The organism is Plectonema radiosum NIES-515 (genome assembly GCF_025753815.1).
Classification (GTDB): Bacteria; Cyanobacteriota; Cyanobacteriia; order Cyanobacteriales; family Nostocaceae; genus Hassallia; species Hassallia radiosum_A.
In genome coordinates this window covers 23,622-35,810 of sequence record NZ_JAOWRF010000035.1, presented here as the reverse complement: position 1 = coordinate 35,810, position 12,189 = coordinate 23,622, and the positions used below count along the sequence as shown (strand labels likewise).

Sequence of the window (12,189 nt, the reverse complement as noted above, 5' to 3'; positions counted from 1 at the left end):
GGGGGAAGGGGGGAGGGGGAGATGGGGGGAGGGGTGGTGTGGGAGACAAGGGGACAAGGGGACAAGGAGACAAGGGGACAATTCTTTCTCCCCCACTCCCCCACACCACGCTTCCCCCACACCACGCTTCCCCCACACCACGCTTCCTCCACACCACGCTTCCTCCACACCACGCTTCCTCTTCACACCTTACCAAACCGCCTTTCTCGTTGCTGATAAGCAGATAAAGCGCGGTGAAATTCGGCGCGGTCAAAATCGGGCCACAGAGTTTCGGTGATATAAATTTCCGCGTAAGCCATTTGCCAGAGAAGGAAATTTGAGATTCGCATTTCCCCACTAGTGCGGATTAATAAATCTGGGTCACAAATTCCTGCGGTGTAGAGATGACGTTCAAAAGTCGCTTCATCAATTTCATCAGGTTGAAGTAAACCTTGCTTTACTTGATCAGCGATCGCTCTACAAGCTTGTAAAATTTCCTCTCGTCCACCGTAGTTTGTGGCAACGGTAAATCGGATAGCGCGATTATCCTTAGTTTCTTCCATTGAACGGGAAATTTCTTCTTGAAGAATACGCGGTAAAGCGGGCAAATTTCCGACAAACCTAATTTGCACATTCTCTTCCAGCATTTCGCGCAATTCTTGACGCAAAACTTTTTGGAACAAAGTCATCAAAAATTCAACTTCTTCCTGAGGTCTTTTCCAATTCTCAGTCGAAAAAGCATAAGCCGTCAGCGCACCAATTCCCCAATCCTTACAACAACGAAGCAAATCCTTCAAAGCATCAACACCGTGCTTGTGACCGATAAACCTGGGTAGTCCTTGACGTTTAGCCCATCGACCATTGCCATCCATAATCACCGCAACGTGTTTGGGGAGTAATTCTCGCTTTAAATCAGCCGGCAAATATTGCAGTTGTGTATGGTGTACTGTCATTTTTTATCTCGCGAAGCGGTCGATGGTAATCCAAGTAAACGTGAAATTAGGGCTAGTGCCTTACTACGAATTTGACGTACCAAGCTTAACAGACCTGGAGCCACAGCTTCCCGATCTACAGTTGGCGATAATCGAGCCTCTAAAGACTCTTTCAGCTTCGTGAGTGTCAGCGGTCTATTTAGGATTCCCCTTTCCGCTAAAGAAATAGAACCCGTTTCTTCTGATACAACCACACAAATGCAATTTTCGACTCGCTCAGTGATTCCCATCGCTGCCCGGTGGCGTGTTCCCAACTGGCGCGAGGCTGTGCGTCCCGAAAGCGGTAAAATTATACCAGATGACACAATCCGCGAGCCACGAATCATCGTCGCCCCATCGTGCAAAAGAGTTTTCGGCTGAAAAATTGTCTGTATCAGTTCCTTAGAAACTTCCGCATTCAGCTTGACTCCCGGCACAGAAAAATCGCGCTCGTCAATTGGACCGCTAGTTTCCAAAATTAGCAAAGCGCCAATCCGGTTTTTCGACAGTTCTTTAACTGCATCGACAATTTCATCAATCACACTATCAGACTTGGGGACTGTCCGATTCGATGGTAGAAATAACGAACGTAATTCCCCACGTCCCAATTGTTCCAAAAATCGTCGAAACTCTGATTGGAGGGCTACAGCCATAGCCACAGCACAGCCAATCACCAACTTTTCCAATACAAAATTTAACAGTGGTAGCCCCAATCTGCCGCTGAGAGCTGACGCCAGCATCAACACAATAAATCCTCGCACCATCCACAGAGTCCGGCGCTCACTAATAATAACTAGGATCATGTAAGTCAGCGCCAGTACTAAGACTATATCCAGAGTCTCAAGCAGCAAAGACCCAGACTGTCCCAGGTTTATCAGCCATTGCTTCCACCAATCTCCCATGACATCTGGCGTGAAAGTATGAAGTATAAAGTATGAAAGATGAAAGATAAAGTATGAAGTATGAATTATCAAGCATGAAGTCTAAAATTTTCATTCTCTATCCTTTGTTCTTCATCCGATCTTTCAGTCTTCAGGCTTTATCCAAAATCTTTCTTTAGTCTTTCTGGTAGGCAATCCTGTCTAATCAAATCTTGATAAGTTTCGCGCTGCAAAATTAAATTTGCTTCGCCATCCTTGACTATAACCGCTGCCGATCGCGGTATGCGATTGTAGTTAGATGCCATACTGTAATTGTACGCACCAGTTGCCATTACTACGAGAATATCTCCGGGTTGAGTTTTTGGCAGTTGGGCATTTTTTATGAGAATATCCCCTGATTCACAATGTTTACCAGCAATTGTCACTGTTTCGGTTAAGGGAGTTGACATGCGATTGGCGACTACTGCCCGGTAAACTGACTGGTAAGTAATCGGTCGTGCATTATCAGACATTCCTCCATCTACAGCTACGTAGGTACGGATTCCCGGAATAACTTTGGATGATCCTAACGTATAAGCAGTGACACAAGCTGTGGCAACTAGCGATCGCCCTGGTTCACATAATAACTTTGGTAAAGGTAAATTTTCTTCTTCACAAGCATCGGTAATCACTTCGCAAATCGGTTTCACCCACTCTTCAATGCTTGGTGGATCGTCTGATTCTATATACTTAATGCCCAAACCGCCACCAACATTTAATTCTGTGACACTTAAGCCGTAACTAGCAGCTTTACTCAACCATTGCACCATCAAAGCAGCTAAATCGCGATGCGGTTGACGTTCAAAAATCTGAGAACCAATATGAGCATGTAATCCCGCACAGTTAAGAGCAGATTGCTTACTGACAAAAGTAAACAATTCATCCAGCGCATTCGGATCGAAGCCAAATTTACTATCTAGCTGTCCTGTCTGAATATACTCATGAGTGTGACACTCAATTCCCGGCGTCAGCCGCAGCATTATTCGGATGGGAGGAGTGGGGGAGAGGGGGATGGGAGGAGTGGGGGAAGAAATTTCACCTTGTCCCCCTGTCTCCTTGTCTCCTTGTCTCCCTTGTCTCCCTTGTCCCCCTTGTCCCCCTTGTCCCCCTTGTCCCCCTTGTCCCCTTGTCTCCCTTTCAAGAGCTATCTCCACCAAAGTATGCAACTCATACCAGTTATCCACCACGATGGTGCAACCAGATTCAATGGCAAAAACTAGCTCTTGGCGAGACTTATTATTGCTATGAAGGTAAATTTTATCAGGACTGACACCCGCTTGTAGTGCCGTGTAAAGTTCCCCTCCTGATGCTACATCTACACCTAAACCTTGATCAGCAGCGATCGCACAAATTGCCAAACAACTCCAAGCCTTAGAAGCATACAATACCTGAGATTCACCTTTGTAATATTGCTTAAAAGAATCTCGGTATTGCTGACAAGCGCCAATGAGCGTTTCTTCATCCAAAATATATAAAGGCGTACCAAACTGCTGAACTAGAGTTGTGACATCACAGCCACCTATTTCCAGGCAGTCATTACTATTAACTCTGGCAGTTAAGGGTAAAAGTTGCTGATTGGGCGACAATTTGGCATTTTTACTGCTTGTTTCCGGTAAATACTGACTACCAGAATGTTGAATACCTGCCGGGTGAGTCGATACCATAAATATAAGAGTTGTCCTTGTTTTAATTACGGGCGTGAGTGGATACCCCGATTCTCAGTTTAGCGACCCGTTGTCCCATTATTGATAATTGTGATCTCATTAGCATTAGAAATTCAACCACTGACACCAGATGATCTGAGTGCAGCCTTAGAAGTAGATCAAGCCTGTTTTGGCGGTTTGTGGAATTTAGAAGCTTACCAACGAGAGCTAGAAAGTCCCAACACTGAATTACTCGGATTATTTTCCAACTTCTCTAGCTCCAGAATGCTGGGAATGGGTTGCTTTTGGTCAATTGTGGATGAAGCACACATTACGATTGTGGCTGTTCATCCTCACTACCACCGTCAAGGTTTGGGTGCAGCTTTACTATATTCGCTTTTGCTTCGAGCTTACGATCGCGGTTTAGAGCGAGCCACTCTGGAAGTGCGTGTTTCCAACACCGCAGCAATATCTTTATATCAAAAATTTGGTTTCAAAACAGCAGGGCGGCGACGCGGTTATTACCGAGATAACGGTGAAGATGCCCTAGTTTTGTGGACTGGAGAAATGCAACAGCCAGAATTTACCCAAACGTTGGCTACATGGCATACCACAATATGCGATCGCTTGAGTCAGTCTGAGTGGCAGTTAGTTTTCAAATAAATATTAGTATTTCTAATCTAATTAGCCCCATGATTCAAAAATATATTAAATATTTAAATATTGTATTAACGTGTATTGAAAATGACACCATAACATGATATTAAGTTTCCTTTGGGAAGGGCGAAAAAAACACCCAAAACCCGTTTTTTGCAGTGAAATCGAGGGTCTAAAATCAAAGTTATCAGTATACAGACCACATCAAAGTAATAAAAAGTTAATAATTATCTGATTAACCGGAGTGTTAGCCCTTGGATGTCTATCTGTTTATACAGACACCCAAACTTAGAGCTTATGCTAAAATCAGCATACCGGCACGACGCAGGTGATGGGATCAACGAAACTATGTTTGAACGCTTCACAGAAAAAGCCATTAAGGTAATCATGCTTGCTCAAGAAGAGGCACGCCGTCTTGGGCATAATTTTGTCGGTACTGAGCAGATCCTCTTGGGTCTAATTGGCGAAGGTACCGGAGTGGCGGCTAAGGTGCTGAAATCAATGGGCGTCAATCTCAAAGACGCTCGGATTGAAGTAGAAAAAATCATAGGTCGAGGCTCAGGCTTTGTGGCTGTGGAAATTCCCTTTACGCCACGGGCAAAGCGAGTTCTAGAACTATCCTTGGAAGAAGCGCGCCAATTAGGACATAACTACATTGGTACCGAGCATCTGCTGTTGGGCTTGATCCGCGAAGGGGAAGGCGTAGCAGCCAGAGTTCTGGAAAACCTCGGTGTGGATCTTTCCAAGGTGCGAACCCAAGTCATTAGAATGCTGGGAGAAACAGCCGAAGTTTCTCCAGGTGGTTCATCGGGTCGGACAAAAACCCCAACGTTGGACGAATTTGGCTCGAATCTGACCCAAATGGCAGTAGACGGCAAGCTCGATCCAGTAGTAGGACGCGCAAAAGAAATTGAACGGGTGATTCAAATCTTGGGTCGGCGCACCAAAAATAACCCAGTATTGATTGGGGAACCTGGTGTAGGGAAAACGGCGATCGCTGAAGGTTTGGCGACACGCATTTCCACCAAAGATATCCCCGACATCTTAGAAGATAAGCGCGTAGTCACTCTCGATATCGGTTTGCTCGTAGCTGGTACCAAGTACCGGGGTGAATTTGAAGAACGCCTGAAGAAAATCATGGACGAAATTCGTCAGGCAGGCAACGTCATTCTCGTGATTGACGAAGTTCACACCCTTATTGGTGCAGGTGCGGCAGAAGGTGCTATTGATGCGGCAAACATCCTCAAACCAGCTTTGGCAAGAGGTGAATTGCAGTGTATTGGTGCGACAACCCTTGATGAATACCGCAAACACATCGAGCGAGATGCAGCGTTAGAGCGACGCTTCCAACCAGTGATGGTAGGGGAACCAAGCGTTGATGAAACAATCGAGATTTTGTACGGACTTCGTGACCGTTACGAACAGCACCACAAGCTGAAAATCTCCGATGAAGCTTTAGTCGCGGCAGCGAAATTGTCTGATAGATATATTAGCGATCGCTTCCTCCCAGATAAAGCCATCGACTTGGTTGACGAAGCCGGTTCTCGCGTCCGCTTGATTAACTCGCAATTGCCACCGGCAGCTAAAGAGTTAGATAAAGAGCTGCGTCTGATATTGAAAGACAAAGATGACGCAGTGCGCGGTCAAGACTTTGAGAAAGCAGGGGAACTGCGCGATCGCGAAATGGAAATCAAAGCCGAAATTCGGGCGATCGCTCAAAGCAAAACCAACGCATCCGGCACAGAAGGTTTAGAACCCGTCGTCACCGAAGAGGACATCGCCCACATTGTCGCATCTTGGACAGGAGTTCCGGTGAACAAACTCACCGAATCCGAATCCGAAAAGCTGATGCACATGGAAGACACCCTGCATCAGCGCCTCATCGGTCAAGAAGATGCTGTCAAAGCAGTTTCTCGTGCCATTCGCCGCGCTCGTGTCGGTTTGAAAAATCCTAATCGACCAATCGCCAGCTTTATCTTCTCAGGTCCTACTGGTGTTGGTAAAACTGAGTTGGCGAAATCCTTGGCGAGTTACTTCTTCGGTTCCGAAGAAGCAATGATTCGCCTAGATATGTCTGAATATATGGAGCGCCACACCGTCAGCAAACTGATTGGTTCGCCTCCTGGTTATGTCGGCTACAACGAAGGCGGTCAATTGACCGAAGCCGTGCGCCGTCGTCCTTACACCGTCGTGTTATTCGACGAAATCGAGAAAGCGCACCCAGATGTATTCAACATGCTGCTGCAAATTCTTGAAGACGGACGATTAACTGATGCCAAAGGTCGGACTGTAGACTTCAAGAACACCTTGCTGATTTTGACATCCAACATCGGTTCCAAGGTAATTGAAAAAGGTGCTTCCAGCATCGGCTTCGAGTTCACCGATAACGCCGGCGAGACGCAATACAACAGAATTAAGACTTTGGTGAACGAAGAACTCAAGCAGTACTTCCGTCCAGAGTTCCTCAACCGATTAGATGAAATTATCGTCTTCCGTCAGTTGAGCAAGCTAGAGGTGACAGAAATCGCTGAAATCATGCTCAAAGAAGTGTTTGGTCGTCTGACAGAAAAGGGTATCGTCCTAGAAGTCACCGATCGCTTCAAAGACCGCTTGATTACAGAAGGTTACAGCCCCAGCTATGGTGCAAGACCTTTACGTCGGGCGATTATGCGCTTGTTAGAAGATAGCCTCGCCGAGGAAATTCTTTCCGGTCGCATCAAAGAGGGTGATACAGCCGTCGTTGATGTCGATGAAAGCGGTACAGTGCGAGTTAGTGGTGGACAGCAGCGGGAATTATTGATCCCAGTCGCTGAGTAAATTTGAAATTTTGAGATTTTTAGATTAAATCCGAAATTAAAAAACGGTAGAGCAATTAATACTCTACCGTTTTTTTGTTTGAAAATATGTAATCCTAAACTTTAATAACAAATCAACAGATTATAGAATCCGTGAAGATGGTAGGCTTTTAGCTGCGGAATTAGTCTGAGTTACTATAGAGTTTATAAACTTATATAAATTTTTGTTTTTATCGACAACACTAGCGATCGCTAACGACATTGCTCTAGTTTAGAAAAAGATTTAGAGACAAAAAGCAAAATCTATGCACAAGCAGGTATTCTAGAATATTGGGTTCTAAAAAAGTTACACCTGGTGGTGTTTCGAGAAATCTTAGATGCTGGGTTTAGAACCCTCACCATACATAATCCCACGACCTAATAAACCGACATAAACAAGGTTAGGCGATCGCATATCACCTTCCAAATAAGTCAGTCCGGGAAATTGCTGCAAATTTGGGTTACTAATTTGAATCCAGTTTTTACCCATGTTTTCTGATTTGTACATTGTATCTTGGGTTGCACCATTTACACGCCCAAAGATGTAAATATACGGATTCGCATCCGAGGAACCCTTCCCGAAAGTCATGAACTCGCAGCTATCCACCGATGCAACTGGATTAAAAGTCTTGCCACCGTCTAAAGAGCGGTACAATTTGTTACCTTTGACATCTTCCTGATTGCGAGAAAAGCTCATCCAGACATCACCTTGCCGCGTCGGATTAGGAACGATCGCCGGACGAACTAGCCATGTAGGAAAGTTGCTAGACGCGCCTTTTCTCCAGTTTGCGCCGCCATCGGTACTGTAGTAAAATGTCCAACTAGTGAAGTAATAGAACGTTTTGCCTTGTGGATCTTGGCGATCGGCTGCCAAAATATACGCACTTACCCAAGGAGAAATACTATTAGCCCAAGCCCTCGGTAACGCTTGATAGTGAATATGGTCGTTGTTCTTTGGGTCGTAGGGTTCTGGCTTCGGGTCATGGTCTAAATTTTGGGCTAGCTGCCACGTTTTCCCGCCATCTATGGTATAATGCGTCCAAGGTCCCCAAGTCGGTACCCAAACCATGTTTTGCGGGTTTGTCGGCGACATCGCAATCTGACCTGCGATCGCTCTTACTTCTTCGGTGGCAGATTTATCAGCTTTCCAGAAATTTTCTTGGGGGATTGACTCGAACGCTTTCCACGTTTTACCATTATCGCTAGTCATACCGTGGATTGACCAGAAACCCTGCCACTGATGAAAGCCAACAAAAGCAGCGTAATCGGGTTTTTTGTAAGCATAATCCATGCTTGTTGCCCCCGCTACGTGGGGAAAGGGCTGCGGATATACTTTCCAATCAGGGTTAGCCCATTTGTACCCAGGATTGATGGGAATGCCCTCCGGGTCAAATTTGGCATTTGGTACCAAATTGCGGTTTTCGTGACGAAAACCGATCATATCTTGCACCGCACTCAATAAATCGGCGCCTCCTTGTGCTTTGGGCTTTGGGGGAACCCGCAAAATATTTACGTCGAGTTCCTCCAAATTGTTCATCAGCCATTTATAATTGGGGTTGGCAACGGTAACATCATCTGTACGCGCTACACCCCAACCGTTTGTCCACCAGACTTGTTTGGGGTTGCTGGGGTCGATGACTGCTACTGAGGCGCCGGTTGCAGCGAAAGATTGATAATAGCCGGGAGCAGAAGAGTTAACTGGGTCTTTCGGATTATTGGCATCATATGCACCCATGTACATTGTCTGCTTTTTCCAGTTTTTCCCACTGTCGGTGGAACGGTAGACATACTTGTCGGAAATTGCCATCACCGTATTTGCTTGATTTGGTTGCACGGTGACGGCTGAGTAAACTTTGTCTGTACCGTCGGGGGTGATGTCTGTCCAAGCGCCGTTTTTGTACTGACGAACGCCACCCTTGGCTTGATTTCCGTTGTTAGCGATGGTGCCGAAGCTAACATAAAGTGTACCATCAGAGGCGATCGCACTCCGCAATGGATCGTCACCGCCTGCAATGTTACTCCAAGACGTGCCGCCGTTGATGCTGCGCCATACACCACTACCATGAACCCCAACATATATAATTTGGCTGGGATTGTTCAAACTGCCGCTATTTTTGTCAAAAGTGACAAATGTAAAACCTGGTATATCTTCATTGTCAGATCCGTTAGGATTTTTATATCCCGGCAAGCTGCTCGGATCTGGTAGTCCACCCAAGACACTTTTCCACTTTTGCTCACCATCTTTTTTCCAAAGACCATTTCTGCGAGAGGCAAAATAGAGCAATCCAGACTTATTCGGATCGACTGCTAACCGCTCACCTGTATCGGAACGGTAAGCTTGGTTTGGACCTACGAAGACATTATTTGTTCCTAAACCAGTCGGTTTCCAGGTTTCTCCCCGATTATCGGAAACCATGACTTCCCCAGCATACTTGTATTGCATCCTACCATCTTTGGTATTGTCGTTAACCTTGACCGTCGAATAGGGATGTCTTGTCACCACATAAACGCGCTTAGGTTGTGTCGGATCTATAGCGATGCTTTCTATACCTATTCCGCCGGCGGCAAAGTTAGTATCAAACATATCCAAGAGGGGAAGCCATTGATTTGTTTTCCGGATGAAGCGGTATGCACCACCGACATCGGTACGGATGTAGACATCATTAGGCGATATTGGAGCGATCGCTAAACCGGTAACGTAGCCCATACCCTGAATATTAACACTCTTCCATTTGAATAACTGTCTGTTATTTGATTGGGTTGGTACTCCTGATTCAGTCTCCATGATTTGATTTTGCCCTGATTTCGCTTTTAGTTCTGATTGGGTCTGTACTATAGACTCTTGTCCGCAAGTATCTAAAGCTAACAGTAATACGATCAGCAGCAGAAAACTCAGTTTGCGTATTCCATACGCTGAACGTATTTGACGACGCAGAGCTTTCATGACTCAAATTCGTAAGCTAAGGTGCATTTTCACTTTTATTTTTTCAGAGAGAGTAAAATTCGTCAATCGTGCCTCAACCCCTCACCCCAGAAGTAAGGCAGAAGGAAAGAGGATTTTGGTGTTGCTGAATTCAGGGATGAAAATGATTTTGCGTGAAATAAAAACCTTTGTAGAGACGTTGCATTTGCAACGTCTTGAGACTTAAGGAAAAAGTCAGCATTCTGTTCACCGCGTTTTTGTCAAGTAAAATTTTTACAAAATAAGGTGCGTTTACCCTGATGTATGCATCAACATTTATTATTTTTTTTAGTTTTAGATTCAAAAGATTTTATTAGTACTTACGTACAAACTACGACTTAACGTCATTATTAGCTGTTAAAAGTAATCGGAAAGCCTTATGTCTCGTCAAAATACGTAAGTGTATCTGTAAAAAAATATAAAAAAAGATATATGTACGACTTGCAATACCAAGTTAATAACAGTATATTATTAGGGAATAATTTTCAAAGTTTTTGCATAAAATAAAATATCAAAATCCTGATAGTAATATCATGTCCGTTTAATTAAACCTCATCCATTTTGAGAACTGGAGTTTCGCTCTTATTCAGATGTGTCCCAATCGACGTAAGGAAGCACCTATCTAAGTCTTGACAGAAAACTACGATTATCAACGTAGACGAAGTTTAACAGTCGTCGTGAAAACGTAAAGAGTGGAACATCTCTACAGTATGTGTGATTTGCGCTCCCACGATATAGCTGGGATGAGCGAGATTAACTCCTTATGATTGGGGACAAATCAACCACGAAGGTAGGAGGTTTATTTAACAAAAAAGAACGCAGAACACATAGGTGAAAATTCAGCAATATTGAAGAAGAACGCAGATAGCTGAATGTAGAATTCAATTAGTAGGTGATTCAAACCCCCACTAATTATTGTAAACCCCCAAATTTTAAATTTGGCTGGGGGAGATTACCGTCACTACTTCCCACACAGTTGTACAAGAAAGTAGTCAGAACACAGAATTTAGAACTCAGAATTTTTGAATTTTTATTGATACGCACAGTGTGCATGATTTTAGCTCCCCTTATATTCTGAATCCTGAGTTATTCTTCAATCGCTAATAAATGAGAATGAAATAGCCCTGGTCATTAAATAAATATTAATAATTAATCAATTGATAATTTTGTCCAAAAAAGCGCTATATTTTAAATGTTTAGTAAAGCTACTTTTTAGCTAAGAGGAAAAACATGAGTTTACCCAATCTTTCGGGCTACTTTTTCATCAAAAGCAAGCTCACTGGTTACGTATTGGATGTTGCAGGAAGTAATCCAGAAGCCGGGACACCAGTTGTTTTGTATTCAGCCACTAGTGCAGCTAATCAGCAATGGTCAATTAATGGGCAAGGCTTAATAGTAAGTAGGCTCAATGGTTTTGTGCTAGATGCTAAAGATGGTAAGCTTGACCCTTATAACTTAGTTGTTGTCAACCCATCTCAAAGTACAGTTAGTCAGCAATGGATCATCACACAGGAAGGAGTTATAAAAAGTAAGATAACTGGCTTAGTGCTAGAGATTTTAGGAGGTAGTCAAGAGTTATTTGCTCCGGTTGTTCTTGCTCCAATCAAAGGAGCTAACGGTGATCTGAGTCAGCAATGGGAATTTGTTCCTGTAAGTCCTCCTTCCCAACCCATTACTAAACCTGATGCCACACCTCTCGGAGGACAATATTACTTCATTAGTGCTAAACACAGTGGCAAAGTTTTGGATGTAAAAGACGGTAGCACGGAAAATTTAGCTGAGATAATACAGTATGACAACGCAAAAAGTAATAACCAGAAATGGTTGTTAAAAAAAGCAGAAGATGGCTCTTATAATCTGGTTGCCAAGCATAGCAATAAGGTTTTAGATGTGCCAGGTAGTAGCCAGGAAAATTTGGTGAACATAATCCAGTATGATAACGTGGGAAGTGATAACCAAAAATGGTATTTGCTAGCAGCAGGAGATGGCTATTTCTACATTGTTGCTAAACACAGTGGCAAAGTTTTGGATGTAAAAGACGGTAGCACGGAAAATTCAGCTAATGTCATACAGTATGACTTAGGGGGAAGTGATAACCAAAAATGGAAATTTGAGGCGACTATCTAAGCTTTTGTAGCGGTTTGATTAGCCTAATCTATCCGTGTTGGAATATTTCTTTAGTACAAGATTTCACAGGTTCGTAGCGTTATTGAGTCTCCCAAA

The 12,189-nt window shown here is 44.0% G+C and carries 9 protein-coding genes; 4 read left to right on the top strand and 5 right to left on the bottom strand.

Annotation, left to right across the window (positions count from 1 at the left end):
- From OGM63_RS02385 to lysA, 4 genes are all read right to left on the bottom strand, one after another.
- A partial coding sequence (locus OGM63_RS02385) for a hypothetical protein (protein WP_263743898.1) occupies positions 1 to 196 on the bottom strand: 196 nt, incomplete at its 3' end.
- Positions 183 to 932, bottom strand: a complete 750-nt coding sequence (uppS, locus tag OGM63_RS02380) for a polyprenyl diphosphate synthase (RefSeq protein WP_263743897.1) — start codon at positions 930 to 932, stop codon at positions 183 to 185. The genes uppS and OGM63_RS02385, both read right to left, overlap by 14 nt.
- A complete protein-coding gene (cdaA, locus tag OGM63_RS02375; protein WP_263743896.1) occupies positions 929 to 1,852 on the bottom strand; it encodes a diadenylate cyclase CdaA in 924 nt (307 codons plus the stop codon). The genes uppS and cdaA overlap by 4 nt, the downstream gene beginning before the upstream one ends.
- A 137-nt stretch (positions 1,853 to 1,989) precedes the next feature.
- On the bottom strand, positions 1,990 to 3,534 hold the full coding sequence (lysA, locus tag OGM63_RS02370) for a diaminopimelate decarboxylase (RefSeq protein WP_263743895.1): 1,545 nt from the start codon (positions 3,532 to 3,534) through the stop codon (positions 1,990 to 1,992).
- Positions 3,535 to 3,624: 90 nt separating this feature from the next.
- On the opposite strand from lysA, the gene rimI reads away from it, so the two are divergent.
- From rimI to OGM63_RS02355, 3 genes are all read left to right on the top strand, one after another.
- Positions 3,625 to 4,176 (top strand): ribosomal protein S18-alanine N-acetyltransferase, encoded by a 552-nt coding sequence (rimI, locus tag OGM63_RS02365; RefSeq protein WP_263743894.1) that lies wholly within the window; start codon positions 3,625 to 3,627, stop codon positions 4,174 to 4,176.
- A gap of 342 nt (positions 4,177 to 4,518) precedes the next feature.
- Positions 4,519 to 6,987, top strand: coding sequence for an ATP-dependent Clp protease ATP-binding subunit (locus tag OGM63_RS02360; RefSeq protein WP_263743900.1), 2,469 nt, complete (start codon positions 4,519 to 4,521; stop codon positions 6,985 to 6,987).
- 279 nt (positions 6,988 to 7,266) lie between these two features.
- Positions 7,267 to 7,386 carry a hypothetical protein gene (locus tag OGM63_RS02355; RefSeq protein WP_318528391.1) on the top strand — a complete coding sequence of 40 codons (120 nt, stop codon included), beginning with the start codon at positions 7,267 to 7,269 and terminating at the stop codon, positions 7,384 to 7,386.
- Here OGM63_RS02355 and OGM63_RS02350 read toward each other — a convergent pair.
- A complete protein-coding gene (locus OGM63_RS02350) occupies positions 7,339 to 9,948 on the bottom strand; it encodes a sialidase family protein (protein ID WP_263743893.1) in 2,610 nt (869 codons plus the stop codon). The genes OGM63_RS02355 and OGM63_RS02350 overlap by 48 nt on opposite strands.
- Before the next feature lie 1,248 nt (positions 9,949 to 11,196).
- Here OGM63_RS02350 and OGM63_RS02345 point away from each other — a divergent pair.
- Positions 11,197 to 12,093 carry an RICIN domain-containing protein gene (locus OGM63_RS02345; protein WP_263743892.1) on the top strand — a complete coding sequence of 299 codons (897 nt, stop codon included), beginning with the start codon at positions 11,197 to 11,199 and terminating at the stop codon, positions 12,091 to 12,093.
- Positions 12,094 to 12,189: the final 96 nt, after the last annotated feature.